General features: G+C 36.4%; 14 protein-coding genes. 5 read left to right on the forward strand and 9 right to left on the reverse strand.

The features are described 5' to 3' along the window. Positions 1–55 precede the first annotated feature (55 nt). The 4 genes from mvk to fni all read left to right on the forward strand — a co-directional run bounded on the left by mvk (position 56) and on the right by fni (position 4401). Positions 56–1036, forward strand: a complete 981-nt coding sequence (gene mvk / locus AC4BBX_RS07130; RefSeq protein WP_490453200.1) for a mevalonate kinase — start codon at positions 56–58, stop codon at positions 1034–1036. A gap of 244 nt (positions 1037–1280) precedes the next feature. Beyond that, entirely contained in the window at positions 1281–2273 is a 993-nt protein-coding gene (mvaD, locus tag AC4BBX_RS07135; RefSeq protein WP_490453201.1) for a diphosphomevalonate decarboxylase, read from the forward strand. Further along, complete coding sequence (locus AC4BBX_RS07140) at positions 2270–3361, forward strand: phosphomevalonate kinase (protein ID WP_490453202.1); 1092 nt, start codon at positions 2270–2272, stop codon at positions 3359–3361. The genes mvaD and AC4BBX_RS07140 overlap by 4 nt, the downstream gene beginning before the upstream one ends. Next, on the forward strand, positions 3358–4401 hold the full coding sequence (gene fni, locus AC4BBX_RS07145; RefSeq protein WP_490453203.1) for a type 2 isopentenyl-diphosphate Delta-isomerase: 1044 nt from the start codon (positions 3358–3360) through the stop codon (positions 4399–4401). Before AC4BBX_RS07140 ends, fni begins: the two co-directional genes overlap by 4 nt. A gap of 63 nt (positions 4402–4464) precedes the next feature. Here fni and AC4BBX_RS07150 read toward each other — a convergent pair whose 3' ends face one another. The 9 genes from AC4BBX_RS07150 to tgt form a co-directional block, all read right to left on the reverse strand. Continuing rightward, the gene (locus AC4BBX_RS07150; RefSeq protein WP_490453204.1) at positions 4465–5397 is read right to left on the reverse strand and encodes an ABC transporter ATP-binding protein; all 933 of its coding nucleotides are present in this window, start codon (positions 5395–5397) and stop codon (positions 4465–4467) included. Further along, positions 5378–6868: an ATP-binding cassette domain-containing protein gene (locus AC4BBX_RS07155; RefSeq protein ID WP_490453205.1), complete on the reverse strand. Its 1491-nt coding sequence runs from the start codon at positions 6866–6868 to the stop codon at positions 5378–5380. The genes AC4BBX_RS07150 and AC4BBX_RS07155 overlap by 20 nt, the downstream gene beginning before the upstream one ends. Positions 6869–6875: 7 nt before the next feature. Further along, positions 6876–7775 (reverse strand): ABC transporter permease, encoded by a 900-nt coding sequence (locus tag AC4BBX_RS07160; protein ID WP_490453206.1) that lies wholly within the window; start codon positions 7773–7775, stop codon positions 6876–6878. Between the two features lie 12 nt (positions 7776–7787). Further along, the gene (locus AC4BBX_RS07165; RefSeq protein WP_490453207.1) at positions 7788–8717 is read right to left on the reverse strand and encodes an ABC transporter permease; all 930 of its coding nucleotides are present in this window, start codon (positions 8715–8717) and stop codon (positions 7788–7790) included. Positions 8718–8784: 67 nt separating this feature from the next. Next, the gene (locus AC4BBX_RS07170) at positions 8785–10362 is read right to left on the reverse strand and encodes an ABC transporter substrate-binding protein (RefSeq protein ID WP_490453208.1); all 1578 of its coding nucleotides are present in this window, start codon (positions 10360–10362) and stop codon (positions 8785–8787) included. Positions 10363–10614: 252 nt separating this feature from the next. Continuing rightward, positions 10615–11103: a hypothetical protein gene (locus AC4BBX_RS07175; protein WP_490453209.1), complete on the reverse strand. Its 489-nt coding sequence runs from the start codon at positions 11101–11103 to the stop codon at positions 10615–10617. 466 nt (positions 11104–11569) lie between these two features. After that, entirely contained in the window at positions 11570–14164 is a 2595-nt protein-coding gene (gene adhE, locus AC4BBX_RS07180) for a bifunctional acetaldehyde-CoA/alcohol dehydrogenase (RefSeq protein WP_490453210.1), read from the reverse strand. 629 nt (positions 14165–14793) lie between these two features. Next, a complete protein-coding gene (gene yajC, locus AC4BBX_RS07185) occupies positions 14794–15093 on the reverse strand; it encodes a preprotein translocase subunit YajC (protein ID WP_490453211.1) in 300 nt (99 codons plus the stop codon). Between the two features lie 83 nt (positions 15094–15176). Further along, entirely contained in the window at positions 15177–16322 is a 1146-nt protein-coding gene (gene tgt, locus AC4BBX_RS07190) for a tRNA guanosine(34) transglycosylase Tgt (RefSeq protein ID WP_490453212.1), read from the reverse strand. Positions 16323–17009: 687 nt separating this feature from the next. Between tgt and AC4BBX_RS07195 the strand changes: the two genes are divergently transcribed. Then, positions 17010–17717, forward strand: coding sequence for a DUF975 family protein (locus tag AC4BBX_RS07195; protein WP_490453213.1), 708 nt, complete (start codon positions 17010–17012; stop codon positions 17715–17717). Positions 17718–17781: the final 64 nt, after the last annotated feature.

The following is a 17781-nucleotide window of genomic DNA, read 5'->3' on the forward strand; positions in this document are numbered from 1 at the left end:
ATTTATCTAGTAAAATAGCTAGAGGATTCGAAACTAGTATAGAAAGAGGCCAATCATGTCAACAAAAGGTATTGGTAAGGCTACCGGAAAAATTATTCTAATGGGCGAACACGCTGTTGTTTATGGAGAACCCGCTATTGCTTTTCCTTTTAGTGGAACACAAGTCACAGCGACTGTGCAATCAGCTAAGGAAAATTCTTTAACATCTATTTACCATATCGGACTTTTAGCAGATGTTCCTGAAGAATTAACAAATATCCAACAATTAGCTACTTGCTTACAACAAAAATTACATACTGAAAATTTCCATCTAGTGATTGAAAGCACCATCCCTTCAGAACGAGGCATGGGTTCTAGCGCAGCCGTGGCAGTTGCCATTACTAGAGCTTTTTTTGACTGGCAAAAAATAACTTTGTCACAAGAAGAACTATTGGACTATGTCAATTTTTCCGAAAATATTGCCCATGGAAATCCCAGCGGTATCGATGCAGCAGCAACCAGTGGAGAGCAACCCATCTATTTTAGAAAAGACCATGATTACCTTTCTTTTCCACTTAATATTGACGCCTACTTATTAGTTGCAGACACAGGTATCAAAGGACAAACGCGTTCAGCTGTTCGTTCAGTCGCAAAACTTTTTGAAAAGGCTCCTGATGAAATAAGTGTAGAAATTAAAGCATTAGGTCGATTAACCGAACAAGCCAAAGAAGCCATCATTTACAATCAGAAATCGCGATTGGGTAAAGCGATGAATCAGGCACAACAGCATTTGAAAAATTTAACCGTGAGTAACGAAGCTATTGATCAGTATATCCAATTAGCTCTAGAACATCATGCCTTAGGTGCGAAATTAACTGGTGGCGGCAGAGGTGGTTGCTTGCTTGTCTTACTTGAGAATAAGCAACAAGCAGAAGAATTAGCTAGCATCCTAAAAGACCAAGGCGTTAAAAATACTTGGTTACAAGGACTAGGGAGATTTGCCCATTCTGTTGAAACAACCGCTAATAAATACGAAGTGACACTTGAAGAAGCATAAAAATCGAACACAGGATTGCTCTTTTGTTCGAAAAATCAAAAATATCGAACACAAGATCAGCCTTTTGTTCGAAAAATCAAAAATATCGAACACAAGATCAGCCTTTTGTTCGAAAAATCAAAAATATCGAACACAAGATCAGTCTTTTGTTCGAAAAGCCAAAATTATCGAACACAAGATCAGCCTTTTGTTCGAAAAATCAAAATTATTGAACAAAAGATTATTTTAAAGGAGTTTATCATACATGTATCAAGGAAAAGCACGGGCGTATACAAATATTGCGCTCATTAAATACTGGGGCAAAAAAGATCAGGAACTGATTCTTCCGATGAATAATAGTTTATCTCTTACACTAGATGCCTTTTATACGGAGACGAGTGTCCGTTTTTCTTCTGAATATACGCAAGATAGCTTTTCACTAGATGGTGACATCCAAGATGAAAAAGCAACTAAAAAAATCAGTAAATTTTTAGATTTAGCCCGTAAAAAAGCTGGAATTCAACTTCATGCCCAGGTGCAAAGTCAAAATTTTGTTCCGACTGCAGCTGGTTTAGCTTCTTCAGCCAGTGGTTTAGCTGCTTTGGTGGGTGCTTGTAACGATGCCCTGCAATTAGGTTTATCCGAAAAAGAATTATCTATGTTGGCTCGTCGTGGGTCTGGATCTGCTTGCCGAAGTATTTTTGGTGGTTTTGTTGAATGGGAGAAAGGGGATTCTGATACGAGTTCTTTTGCTCAAGTTGTTCCTTCTGATGATTGGGAACAAGAATTAGCCATGATTTTCATTTTGATTAATGATCAACAAAAAGATGTTTCCAGTCGTGATGGTATGCAACGAACGGTGGAGACTTCTGATTTTTATGATGCTTGGTTGGATGCGGTCAGTCAAGATATACAAACTGCTAAAACGGCGATTACGAATAAAAATTTCCTTGCTTTAGGAGAAGTGACGGAAGCAAATGGTCTAAAAATGCATGCAACAACTTTAGCTGCTACACCTCCTTTCACTTATTGGTCTCCTGATAGTCTAAAAGCTATGAACAGTGTTCGTCGCATTCGTAATGAAGGAACTCCTTGTTATTTTACAATGGATGCAGGACCTAACGTTAAAGTTCTTTGTCAAAAACAAGATGTCTCAACTATTTTAGAAAAACTATCTGATGAATTTGCTAGTGAACAATTAACAGTCGCTTATGCTGGAAAAGGCTTAGAAACTTTAGAAATGGAAGTGTCAAAATGATTGAAGTATCGACACCTGGAAAACTTTATATTGCTGGAGAATACGCAGTCGTTGAACCTGGACATCCTGCTTTAATTATAGCAGTAGACCAGTTTATTACCGTTACGATTGAAAGTGCGACTCGTAATGGAAGTATTCAATCACAACAATACAGTGAATTACCCATTAAGTGGACCCGTAGAAATGGCGAACTGATTCTCGATCATCGAGAAAATCCTTTCCACTATATTTTGGCTGCCATTCGTCTAACAGAAAAATATGCATTAGAACAAGGCACACTTTTATCTTTTTATGATTTAAAAGTGACCAGTGAATTGGATAATTCTAACGGACGTAAATATGGTTTAGGTTCAAGTGGTGCGGTTACTGTCGGTACCGTCAAAGCTCTTAACCTCTTTTATGACTTAAAAATGGACAAACTTACACAATTTAAAATTGCAGCTTTAGCCCATTTGGAAGTGCAAGGAAATGGTTCTTGCGGAGATATCGCTGCTAGTTGTTATGGCGGATGGTTGGCTTTTTCGACCTTTGATCATAACTGGGTCAATGAAAAACGCAACAGCTGGTCCTTGTCTCATCTATTAGAAAATGATTGGCCGGAATTATCTATTCAGCCGTTAGAAACACCTAAAAATTTACGCCTATTAATTGGATGGACTGGTAGTCCAGCATCTACCTCAGATTTAGTCGATCAGGTAAATCAATCTACTCAAAATGAAAAAGAAAAACAGCTAGCTTATCAACAATTCCTAGAAAATAGTCGCGTTTGTGTAGAAGATTTAATCGAAGCTTTTCAAAATGAAGATGTTCGAACCATTAAAAAAATGATTACTCGAAATCGTCAACTATTATCTCAACTTTCTAGCATTACCGGAGTTCAAATTGAGACGCCTGCTTTAAAACAACTTTGTGATTTAGCGGAAGCTTGTGGTGGAGCTGCCAAATCTTCTGGTGCTGGCGGTGGCGATTGTGGCATTGTGATTGCCGATCAAAAAACAGGTATTTTACCTTTAATGAGTAGCTGGGAAAAAGCTGAAATCACGCCGCTTCCTTTACACGTTTATCACTATCGAGGAGGAACAAAATGAATCGCAAAGATGAACACGTTGGCTTAGCAAAAGCTTTTCATAAAGAAAAACCAAATGACTTTGATGCTGTTTCATTAATTCATCATTCTTTTCCAAATACACGAGTAGCAGATATTTCGATTGCTACTAAATTATTTGATCAAACACTGTCTAGTCCTTTTTTCATTAATGCCATGACAGGTGGTAGTGAAAAAACGAAGGAATACAATCAACAATTAGCTATTTTAGCTAGAGAAACAAATTTGATGATAGCTACAGGGTCCGTATCAGCAGCGTTAAAAAATCCTGACGTAGCAGATTCTTATAAAATCGTTCGCCAAGAATATCCAGAAGGTATTGTATTAGCAAATATTGGTGCAGGATCGACCTTAGATGACGCTCAACGTGCCGTAGAACTTTTTGAAGCAGATGGACTGCAGATTCATTTAAACGCCCCACAGGAACTAGTAATGCCAGAAGGGGATCGCGATTTTTCTCATTGGTTAAAAAATTTAGAAGACATCGCTACTCATCTAGATGTACCCGTAATCGTTAAAGAAGTCGGTTTTGGTATGACGAGAGAAACTATTCAACAATTGCTAGCTCTCGGAATTACAATTATTGATGTGGCTGGAAGCGGTGGAACTAGCTTTTCACAAATCGAAAATGCTCGTCGTAAAAAACGAGAATTTGATTATTTAAATAACTTTGGTGTTTCTAATGTAGCTTCTTTATTGGAAGCTAAAGAAGTACCTGTTCCATTTGAATTGATTGCTTCTGGTGGCATTCGAAATGCCTATGATATCTTCAAGGCCCTGTGCTTCGGCGCTCAAACTGTTGGAGTTTCTGGCACTATTTTGAACCACCTCCTTACCCATGGGTTGGAAAGTACGATAGAATTGGTTCAGCAATGGCAAACAGAACTAACTACGCTTTATGCAATGGTTGGTGCTAACGAGACCTCAAAGCTAAAAAAAGTCCCACTTTTAATCAGCGGGCATCCTAAAGAGTGGGCGGAAGCACGTAATATTGACTTACGAAGATATAGTATGCGTGCGTAATCATACTTATAACACAGCAAAAAAGAATCCCGAAAAACTAACCAGTTTTTCGGAATTCTTTTTTTATTTTGCAGTTGCAGCAACAAAATGATTTTTTCCAACTTCAATCCAATCAGGATCTGCTTCAGCATAATCTCTAAATCTTGAGAAATCAAATTGCTCACATTCACTGCTGTAGAAGTCTAACGTTTCATCATTTTTTCTTTGACGAATATCTGTCCTTAAGAAGGCCGCTAAAAGTCGTTTCGTGTAAGGATGATAAGCATGTTTGAAAATCTCTTTAATCGGAGCACTTTCCACAACTTTCCCACCATACATAACAATGACATCATCTGCCATTTGACTAATAACTCCTAAATCATGGGTGATAAATAAAATACTCGTATTCAATTCATCTTTTAAATCATTCATTAGTTTTAAAATTTCTGCTTGGATAATTACATCCAAGGCTGTCGTCGGTTCATCGGCAATCAATAGTTTTGGACTACAAGCCAAAGCCATCGCAATCATTACCCGCTGACTCATTCCCCCAGATAACTGATGAGGAAACTGTTTCGCTACTCGTTCAGGGTCAGGAATCTTTACCTCACCAAGCAATTCAATCGTTCTTTTAAGAGCAGCTTTATTGTCTAGCTTTTGATGAAGTTGCAAAGCTTCCATAATCTGAGCTTTCACGGTAAAAACAGGGTTTAAACTAGTCATTGGTTCTTGGAAAATCATCGAAATATCATTGCCTCGAATTTTCAGTAATTCCTTTTTAGAGTAAGCTAACATATCTTGCCCGTCAAAGGTAATTGAACCTTCTGCAATATATTGATTCTTTTGAAACAATTTTAGAATAGACATCGCCGTTTGGCTTTTTCCACTACCACTTTCACCAACGATTCCTAAAGTTCTTCCTTCTTCTAAAGAAAAACTTACACCATTTACTGCCTTGACTGTTCCTCGGCGAGTATCAAAATATGTGTGTAAATTCTCAACTTGTAATAAACTCATCTAATCGCTCCTCCCTTGTTTCATAGTAAGACTCACGATCTTTCAAGGTACATTTAACAAAATGATTCGGTTCTACTTCAATCCAATCAGGATCATTTTCTGCTTCACGAGAATATAAGAATTCAAAATCATCAAAGGTTTGAGTCGCATCCCATAAGCTATCTTCATCAACTTCCATTGATGGAATAGCATTCAATAATTGTTTTGTATACGGATGGATTGGATTATTAAAAATATCCTGTGCTGAAGCCAATTCTACTAAATGACCAAAGTACATTACACCAATACGGTCAGAGATATATTTAACTACCCCTAAATCATGAGTAATAAACAAGTAAGTCAAGTTTTGTTCTTCTCGTAAATCTTGAAGCAAGTTAATAATTTGAGACTGAATGGAAACATCCAGTGCAGATACAGCTTCATCACAAACAATAAATTTTGGACGTAGAGCTAACGCACGAGCAATCCCAATCCGTTGTCTTTGTCCACCAGAAAATTGATGAGGATAACGATGAATAAATTCTCGATTTAATCCACATTTTTCCATGATGTCCAAAATATACGGTTCATAAGCAGGATCATTTTTACTCTTAAAGAAATTATGAATCAATAAACCTTCACCAATAATCTCTCCGACACTCAAACGAGGATCTAAAGAAGAATATGGATCTTGGAAAATAATTTGCAAGTCTTTTCTCAAAATTCGAGTTTCCTTTTTGGTTAAAGCCGCTAAGTCAATTCCCTCATCCAAGTATTTTTCATAACGTTCAAATTTAGGTGTTCCTTGAAGTGGTGCTCTTAATTCATCCAATTGAGCGTTGACATCACGCAAATGACGTTCCTCCACTTCAATTCCTTGTTGAATTTTAGCAATCTCTTCTTTATCCACATCGATATTCATTGCTTGTCGTTGATTTTCAAACTCTAGTTCACGTCGATATTCAGCAAGTTTTGAAGCTGTTGCATAACGGGACAACAAAATCGTACTGACTTTTTGTAAATCATCATGAACGACTAAGCCACCCACCAAACGAAAAGTGTTTCCGTAAGAGTTATCAAAAGCAATTTTTTTCAAGCGAAGTTCTTCAAACAAGGCTTCTTGTTCTTTGCCCTCTAATTGCTCCAAACGACTTTCTAACTCTTCAATTTCATTTAAGTCTTGATCGTATTTATCTGAAGTTTTAGGTAAAGCACGATAAACTTTTTGAACGTACGCTGGCATAAAGTTTTCAATGGTATCGCCATAATAAAGTGTAGAACCACCTGTTTGACGTTGTAATTGAATAATAGTTCGACCAAAAGTTGATTTCCCGCATCCACTTTCTCCAACAATTCCCAACGTCTCACCTTCAAAGATATCAATCGTGATATCTTTATTGGCTTTTACATATTCTTTACCAATCTGGAAGAAGTTTTTCTTATTAACGGGAAAGTATTTTTGAAGATTTTTTATACTCATTAATGTTTTCATAAGCAAACTACCTTTCTCTCATCTTCGGATCAATCGCATCCCGAATTCCGTCTCCCAATAAATTGAAAGACAAAATAGTAATCATGATTACTAAACCTGGATATAAAGTTAGATAAGAATGAGTACGGATATAACCTCTTCCGGCATTTAACATGGTTCCCCACTCTGCCACAGAAGCTTCTAACCCTAACCCGATAAAACCTAATCCAACCGCAGACAAAATAGCCGTTGCAATACCCATTGATGATTGAACAATAATTGGAGACATGATATTAGGGAGAATGTGTTTAAAAATAATTAAACCATCACTCGCACCCAAGGCTTCTCCAGCTTCGATAAATTGTTTTTCTTTAACTGACATAACTCCTGCACGAATAATGCGGGCAAAAACTGGAATATTTGATAACCCAATCGCCATAATCATATTTTGCAGACTTGATCCTAAAGATGCGACAATCGCAATTGCCAATAAAATCGATGGAATCGAAAGTAAAATATCACAAAAACGCATGATTAAGGTATCAATCCAACCTTTGTAGTAACCAGAAAGTACGCCTAAAATCCCACCAACAATCAAGGCCACAAAAACTGCACTAACTCCAACTGTTAAAGAAATTCTTGTTCCATAAATTAAACGACTCAACACATCACGACCTAAGTCATCTGTTCCTAACCAATGAGTCATATTTGGTGATTGTAACGCATTAGACAAATTTTGTTGACGCATCCCATAAGGAGCAATAAAATTTGCAAAAACAGCAACTAGAACCAATAAAATAATGAATGTTAAACCGAGCATTGCACGTCGATTACGTCTTAATGCATGCCAAATTTCCCGCCAAGACCCTTGAGGAATATTCATCATTTCTTCTGTTGCTTGTATTTTCTTTTTATTAAAAAATAACATACTATTCCTCCTCTAATCGTATTGTGATCTTATTCGCGGATCGATATAAGCATACAAAATATCTACACATAAATTGACGATACTAAAGACAAATGCAATGAATAGTACGCCCCCTTGCACGGTCATCGAGTCACGTGTACGGATGGCATTTACCATCATTGTTCCTAATCCATTAATGCTAAAAATTGTCTCAGTTAATACGGCTCCTCCTAAAAGTGCGCCAAATTGTAAACCAATAACTGTCACTACTGGAATCAATGCATTTCTTAATGCATGATGGAAAGTCACCTTTCGCTCTGATACCCCTTTAGCATGAGCTGTACGAATATAATCTTGGTCTAATACATCCATCATACTCGACCGAGTAATTCTAGCAATGGTTCCAACTGAAGAAGTCGCCAAAGCAAACACTGGCATAATCATTTGTTGCCATGTTGTAAAACCTGTTGCAGGTAACCAGCCTAATGTAGATGTAAATAAAATAATTAATAATAACGCTTGCCAGAATGTTGGCATAGATACACCAATCAATGAAATAAACATCACGACATTATCCGTTTTTGAATAGGGACGTGTTGCAGAAATAACCCCCATAGGAATACCGATTAATGAAGCAAATAAAATACTCCAACTAGCCAAACGCATCGTGTTTGGTAAACGAACCAAAATTTCATCTAAAACAACCCTTCTTGAAACATAAGATCTACCTAGATCAAATTCTAAAAAGACTCTTCTAATATAGTTAAAATATTGTTCGATAAAGCTACGATCAAGGCCCATTTGCGCTCTTAACGCTGTATAGGCTTCTTCTGTTGCCCCCTCACCTAGAATCATTGTTACAGGATCACCTGGTGAAAGAAACATAATTGTAAATACGATAAATGAAACCCCTAGTAAGATCGGGATCAGCCATAAAATTCTCTTCAGAATGTACTGAAACACGAAACCACCTCCTAATTAAATAAAGGGCCGTTTTCAAGCGGCCCCCTAAAAACATTTCTAATTAATCTTAATCAAGAGTAACCACATCTAAGAAATAACTTCCTGTTGGATGGTGGTCGAAACCTTTCACCCAATTTCTATAACCAGTTACATTTTCACGAGTTTGTAAGAATACCCATGGAGCATCTTCAACAATCAACTCTTGAGCTTCACGATAGTACTCTAAACGCTCGTCTTGATCAGAAGTAAAACGACCTAACTCTAATAACTCGTCTACACGATCATTTTTGTAGAAAGTTCTATTTCCGGCTTGTCCAAAACTGCTTGAATGGAACAATGGGAATAGACCGTAGTCAGCATCTGTTGTTACAGTTGTCCAACCTAATAAGAACATATCAGGCTCACCTACTGCTGCTGCATCTAGGAATGCACCCCATTCCATTTGAGTTACTTCAACAGTAATACCAATTTCAGCCAATGCTTCAGCTACAACTTGAGAAACACGGATACGTTCTTGGTTATTGTCACCTACATATAATGACAATGTGAATCCATCTTCATAACCGGCTTCAGCTAATAATTCTTTAGCTGTTTCAACATCATATGGAGTTGGAGTTAAATCTTCGTTATAACCAAATACCAATTCATTGATTGGTCCAGCCATGTGGTCTCCGACATTCATATAAACAGTGTTAATAATTGCATCTACATCAATTGCATGAGAAATCGCTTGACGCACTTTCACATCTTGCAATGGTGTATCATTTTGAGTATTTAAACCTAAATACTCAGCACCTAAGTTTGGTGTGTTTAGTAGTGTTAAATCTGCATTGTCTTCAACTGCTGGTAAGTCAGATGGTGAAATATCGTATGCAATATCTACAGAACCGCTTTCTAGTTCGATTAAACGAACACTTGGATCAGCGATTGTTCTGAATTCGATACGTTCTACGCCTGCTTCATCTCCCCAATAGTCTTCAAAACGTTCAGCAACTACTTGAGTATCTGCTACCCATTCAACAAATTTAAATGGACCTGTTCCGACTACTTCAGAAATACCATAGTCTTCGCCAGCTTCTTCCACAGCTTTTTCATTTAAGATACCTACTGCTGGATGAGCTAAGTGAGTTAAAAATGGACCAAATGTATCGCTTGTTCCTACTCGAATTGTGTAATCATCTACCACTTCAATCGTAGCTGGATCAATTGATCCTACGATATGTCCGATAGTTGGAGATTCTACAGCACGAGTTAATGTATAAGCAACATCATTTGCTGTAAATGGTTCTCCATTATGAAAAACAACGCCTTCTCTTAATTTAAATTCGAAAAGATTTTCTTCCACTTCTTCCCATTCAGTTGCAAGACCTGGAACTAATTCTAGATCATTTGTTTGAACAATCAGAGTGTCGTAGATTTGTTTAGCTACACGAGTTGTCGCTTGGTCATTTGTAGCTTGAATATCAAATGTTACTGGATCTGCCCCATTCGCAACTACTAAGACCGTTGGATCTGCTTTCCCTGCAGACGTGCCTCCTTCATCTCCACTAGTACCACTTCCGTTATCCCCTGAACCTGAACATGCTGTTAAAACAGCTACAGTAGCTAACAACGCTAGCCACAATTTACTTTTATTCCTTTTCATAACATCCCTCCTCAATAATTAATTATTCTATCAGACTCATTACAGTATTTCAACAAAATAATGAGTAAATTATTAAAAAATTCTCAACGTATGTTAACTTTTGTAACACATAAATTACAAAATTCTCATAATATAAATATTTGTGCATTAAAACAAAGTTGAATTCATGCTCATTTTTATTATTTTCTGCTGAAAAAAAATAGAGCCTGTAATCACAGACTCTGTTTGATAGCTGGCTTAAATAGTAACCAATCATTGTTTTCTTCCAAAGATTCGTTGAAAAAATCCTTGCTTTTCATTCGTCTCAGAAATTGGTGCGGCTGACAAAGAGATATCTTTCATTCTTCTTTGAAAAGCTAGATTATCTTGAAGCATCAAACCGTTTAATTCTAAAATTCCTTTTAATCCGATTAATGTTCGTCGCAGTTCACCTTCTTGTTGCCCTAAGAATACTTGATCGTTTTCCACATTTTCTTCTATATGATGAAGGATTGTTTGCATCAATTGATTTTGTTCGCTTAATAAGGTTGATATCTCTGTTAAAACGACTTCTTTTGTTTCAACTTGTTCAACAAAATCTGTTATCAGTGACAAACTATCTACATAATCACGTAGCTCTAAAATAAACGTTTGATTTTCTTCTTGTTTCATCACAATTGACTGCTGACTTAATTTTTGTTGCAATTTACGTAAACTTGCTTGTGAATTAGCCAAAGCTTGTAATGATTCTTCAATTGTCATCTTTTAACCCCCAATCTACTCTACAAATCTGTAATTTCCTACTCTTTAAGTCTACCCTATCTACAGATTCCGTCAAGCAAAGAAAAACTCCTTCTAACAAACAATTATTCCTCAAGAGAAATAGAAGCTTCCAGAATAAAGCTCCGAAAAATGCCCTTATTGTGTGAGATCGCCACGAGCCTCTTAACAGAGTCTCTTTGGCTGCTGACGTTCAAACTCTGACTAAAAGTGCTAAACGCACTAAGTCAGAGTAATTCATTCAGCTCTTTGACACACAACAAGGGTATTTTGAGAGACTTGTTCTGGAAGTTTCAACATCTACCCAATTACTCTTGTTTTGATTGGAAACATAAAAACATCCAAACTTGTTAGAGTTTCAACTATTAGCGAAAATTTAAGCCACTAACAGTCGATTGCTCTAAAAAGTTCGGATGTTTTACTTATATAGTAATTTTAGTACAATTGATTAGCCTTTATAAGCATCCACGATGATTTGTTTTAATTCAGAAATCAATGGTTCTTTTGGATTTGCTGTTGTACATTGATCTTCATAAGCTAGTTCAGCCATACGATCAACTGTTGAATCCAAGATTTCTTGAGTTACGCCTTGAGCTTTCAAATTCATGTCGATACCAACTTTTTTCCCTAATTCATAAACAGCCGTTGCTAATGCTTCGACTAATTCTTCTGTCGTTTCACCTTTCAGACCTAAGAATTTAGCAATGTCTGCATAGTCAGTGTCTGCACGGAAGTAATCATATTTAGGGAACATTGCATGTTTTTGTGGATCTTTGGCATTGTAACGGATGATATGTGGCAATAGAATTGCATTTGTACGTCCGTGTGGAATACCATATTCTCCACCAATTTTATGAGCAACTGAGTGACAAATTCCTAAGAAAGCATTTGCAAAGGCCATACCAGCCATTGTTGAAGCATTATGCATTTTCTCACGAGATTCCATATCTGGTGTATTTGTTGATTTTTCTAAATAGTCAAAGACTAATTTAATCGCTTGTAAACTCAATCCGCGAGTATAATCAGATGCCATTACTGAAACATATGACTCAATCGCATGCGTTAATACGTCCATTCCTGTATCAGCTGTTACTGATGCTGGTACAGATAAAACGAATTGTGGGTCAATAATCGCCACATCTGGTGTCAACGCATAGTCAGCTAATGGGTACTTCACATGAGTATCGCTATCTGTGATAACCGCAAATGGCGTTACTTCAGAACCTGTACCAGAAGTTGTTGGAATACATACAAATTGTGTTTTTTCTGGTTTATCAATTTTGTAGGTACGTTTGCGAATATCTAAGAATTTTTGTTTCGCTCCAAAGAATGAAGTATCTGGGTGCTCATAGAACATCCACATTCCCTTAGCCGCATCCATTGCTGATCCCCCACCTAATGCAATCACTGTATCTGGTTTGAAGTTCGCCATCATTTCAGTTCCTTTGTAAACTGTGTTGGTAGATGGATTTGGTTCTACATCAGAGAATACTTCAATTTGAACAGCATTTTTACGACGAGCTAATACTTCTCTCACTGTATCTGCGTAACCAAATTGAACCATTCCTGGATCACATACAATCATGACACGCTCAACATTTTCCATTTTTTCAAGATACATTAGTGAGTTTTTTTCAAAAAAGATTTTTGATGGCAATTTAAACCACTGCATATTGTTTCTCCGTTTCGCTAAAGTTTTTACGTTAATTAAATTCACTGCAGATACGTTACGAGAAACTGAGTTTTTACCATATGATCCACAACCAAGCGTTAATGATGGAATCATTTCATTGTAGATATTACCAATTCCACCTTCTGCTGATGGAGTATTGACTAAAATACGACAAGCTTTCATTCGTAAACCAAATTGTACGTGTAATTCTTCATTTTCAGAGTGAATCACTGCAGTATGTCCTAACCCACCAAGATTTAACATACCTTCACATAATTTCAAACCATCTTCGGTATTTTTCGCTTTAATCATTGCTAATACTGGTGATAGTTTTTCACGAGATAGTGGATATTCTTCTCCAACACCTTCTAATTCAGCAATCAATAATTTTGTTCCTTCAGGGACTTTAATTCCTGCTAATTTTGCAATATCCATTGCAGAATGGCCTACGATCGCTGGATTAACAGCATATTTTCCTTCGTTCATTACTACGTCTTCTAATTTTTGTAATTCACTTGGTTTTACAAAGTACACTTGATGCGCTTGGAATTCAGCTTTTACTGCTGCATAAACTTCACGGTCAACAATCACTGCTTGTTCAGAAGCACAAATCATTCCATTATCGAAAGTTTTTGAAACGATTAAGTCATTGACTGCACGTTTGATTTTCGCTGTTTTTTCAATATAGGCTGGTACGTTACCAGGACCTACACCTAATGCTGGTTTTCCTGTTGAGTAAGCTGATTTCACCATGCCAGCACCACCTGTTGCTAAAACAATGGCAATTCCTGGGTGATTCATTAAGCCTTGTGTTGCTTCAATCGATGGATGTTCAATCCATTGAATACAATTTTCAGGAGCTCCCGCAGCAATCGCTGCATCACGAACTACTCGTGCAGCTTCAGCAGAACATTTTTGTGCACTTGGATGGAAAGCAAATACGATTGGATTACGTGTTTTTAAAGCAATCATCGCTTTAAAAATAGTTGTTGACGTTGGATTGGTTGTTGGTGTTACCCCACAGACAACTCCGACTGGTTCAGCAATTTCAATAATCCCTTTTTGCTTATCTTCACTAATAACCCCTACCGTTTTGTCATATTTGATACTATTCCAAATATATTCAGAAGCGTACATATTTTTAATAGCTTTGTCTTCGTAAATTCCTCGTCCAGTTTCTTCCACTGCCATTTTTGCTAAAGCCATGTGTTGGTCTAAAGCTGCCATTGCCATTTCATGCACAATGTGATCTACTTTTTCCTGATCAAAATTCTCCATTTCCTTCAACGCAGCGTTTCCCTTAACAGCCAAATCATCAATCATCACTGACACATCAATCGTTCCAACTTCTTTTTCTACTGTTTTAGCCATCGTAATCCTCCTAAAGATTATCTACTTTTATTTGTTAACTACTTCACATATAGAATAATACAGGATTCTTTTTTATTTGTAAACCCCTTTTAGTGATTTTTTTCACAATAATTTTTAAATCACAATATTTATTGATTAATGAATGTTTACGCAAACGAACAATTTTGTCACTTAGCTTCTTTCATGGTTTATTTCACGTTATACTCATTTCAAGACACATAGCTACACGAGATTGACTTGATTAAGTCAATTCGTACTTTTTCTAAGTTTCTACATAATTACCCTTTGTTAACGATTGATTTTAATAGATTAAAGGAGAACAATATGTTAAAAAAATATAAGAAACCCATCATACTAACTATCGTTACTTTATTTATTTTCTTTACACTATATGGATTAGTCCAGTACCTAAATCAACCACCTATCTCCATCTTAAAAGACTCGGTCTCTTTATTTTGGTATATTTGCTTGTTACTGATTGAATTCGGCACTTTGTTTTTTATTTCACGAAAAACAAAGTTATAAGTAATTAACAGCTAGGCACACAACCAAGAAGTTACCAAGGTTATAAAACAAAGCTTTTTACAAAAAAATGCTAGAACAGAGAATTCTCTGCTCTAGCATTTTTATTATTCATTGTTTTCTTCAACCGTCACTTCTACTTCGTCTTCCCCAACAAGAGCTGGTTTAACCGTACGAATCGCTGAACGATCAAATTCTAGATAGATTCCATCGCAATCAAGTTCTACTGTATCTTTGCCGGCATTCACTGCTGAAATAACGCCATGCAAGCCACCGATTGTGATTACTCGGCTACCAACTTCCATGCTATTTAATAAATCTTGACGTTGTTGTTGTTGTTTCTTTTGAGAACGTTGCATGAAAAACATCATCGCTATCAAAGGAACAATCATGATAAGTATTTGCATTTTTTTCACCTCAATATATTTAGCTATCTTAATAACTGTATCAGATACATATAGAATTCACTAGTCTTTTTTCATGAATTTTTTTAGAAATTTTTAGCGTTTTCTTTATTAAATCCATATTCTTCAAAGAAATGTTGACGGAATTCTAACAAATTATCATCCATAATTGCTTGACGGACTTGTTTCATTAAGTTCAACAAGAAATGCAAGTTGTGATAAGAAGTTAATCGAATTCCAAACGTTTCATCACATTTAATCAAATGACGAATATACGCTCTTGAATAATTGCGACAAGTGTAACAATCACATTTCTCATCAATCGGACGGAAATCACGGGCAAATTTAGCGTTTTTAACGACCAATCGACCTTTAGAAGTCATACAAGTTCCATTACGGGCAATTCTAGTAGGTAACACACAATCAAACATATCAATCCCACGAATCACACCATCAATTAAAGAATCGGCAGTTCCCACACCCATTAGGTAGCGTGGTTTATTTTCAGGAATTAATGGAGTTGTAAATTCTAGCACACGGTTCATTTCTGATTTAGGTTCCCCTACAGACAAACCACCTATCGAATAGCCTGGGAAATCCATACTAATTAGATCATGAGCACTTTGGCGACGTAAATCCTCAAAACCTGCCCCTTGGACAATCCCAAATAAACCTTGACGATCTGGATTGGCATGAGCTTTTAAACCACGTTCAGCCCAACGAGAAGTTCGTTCTACTGAATTTTTAACATAATCATAGCTTTCATCAAATGGTGGACATTCATCAAAACTCATCATAATATCAGAGCCTAATTTGTTTTGAATATCAATGGCTTTTTCTGGTGAAAGGAATAGTGGCGAACCGTTCAAATGATTTTTAAAATGAACGCCTTCTTCGACAATATTACGCATATCCGCAAGTGAAAATACTTGGAAACCACCAGAATCAGTTAAAATTGGCTGATCCCAATTCATAAATTTATGCAAGCCGCCCGCTTCTGCAACAATATCTTCTCCTGGGCGCAACCATAAATGATACGTATTACTTAAAATAATGCCCGCTCCCATAGCTTTTAATTCCTCAGGGGCAATAGTTTTAACAGTGGCTAAAGTTCCAACTGGCATAAACATTGGCGTTGGAAATGTTCCATGGGGAGTAATGATTTCGCCTAAGCGTGCACCAGTGTGTTTTTCTTTTTTTATTAAACGATAACGAATGGCAGGTTCCGACATTCATTTCCCTACTTTCTCTATTTAATCTACAGCTCTTCTAATGATAAAGGCTCAACTGTGATTTTGCAACATTATGGCTAATAAAGGAGAAAATTCTTAGTTATTATTTTACTAACTAGTCATAAACAAATTTGAGATTGAAACTTCCAGAATAAAGTTCCAAAAGTTTCTTTGTTGTGGAAGACCGCCACGATCCTCTTATGAGTCTCTTAGGCTGCTGACGTTCAAACTCTGACTATGTGCTATTCGCACTAACTCAGAGTAATTCATTCAGCTCTTTAGTACACAACAAGGAACTTTATCCACTTTATTCTTACAGTTTCTGCACTCTATTTTTGCAGATATCAACTGTATTTTTCTTGATATAAAATATCTATTGTCAAAACCGGAAGTTCAAATGGTAGAAAAAGACTTATTATAGACTAAAGATGAGGATGACTTACACGGTGTTTGAATGCTGAAAGCTTCGAAATTCCTAAAAGTAGGATCGGAATAGTCTTTTACACAGAGTCTCTTTTTTGAACAGATGAACTGATGGTTTCTAACTTAAAATCCAAAATGATAATGTTATTTTTTATTCTTCTATATAGGAAGTTATTTTTTCACTTTTATGTCAGAGCTGTAAAATACTAACTATTTTTTATGTTATCTGTTAAACTGTAGAAAAGTAAAGGAGGTTTTTTTTTATTGAAATCAAATGCTGAATTAAAAGCTGAAGCAAAAGAAATGCTACAAGGACGTTGGAGAGAAAGTATTTTATTAGCCCTTATTCCTACTTTAATTTCGCTAATTCTTTCATTTGTACTTATTATTGCTATTGCCATTCCAAGTTATGCATTATTTAGAGATAATATTAGTCAAATGGTAGATAGTGGAAATGTCTCTGTGAACGTAGATCTGGGTGGGGGAAATTCTTCTGGTGGTATCATTGGAGGTTTAATTGCAGCCTTGTTTACTGCTGGAATTAGTTGGACATTTTTGGATGTTTTACGCGGTAGAAAAATGGCTATCGAACCTTTTAGAGACGTTTTTCGAGGATTCCGTTCTCCTTATGCACTAGGAGTCATTGTTATCTTCATTATTTCTTATGTCTTCCAAACATTGTGGGCACTCTTATTCATTATTCCAGGAATTGTAAAAAGTTATGCTTATTCTCAAGCCTATAATATTTTTTACGATGCCTATGAAAGCACAGGACAAGTACCTAAATATGTTGATACAATTACAGCTAGTCGTCGTCTGATGGATGGTTATAAAGGACAGTTATTCATTCTTGATCTAAGCTTTATCGGTTGGCATATCTTGGCTGTCATGACGTTAGGTATTGGTTATTTGTGGTTAAATCCTTATATCTACGCAACTAAAGCTGCATTTTATAATAATCTACCAAAATAAAACCAATGAACAACAAAACCCCCGAAGGAAAGTGAACGCATCACTTTTCTTCGAGGGGTTTTTA

The organism is Enterococcus sp. AMC1157 (assembly GCF_058216555.1).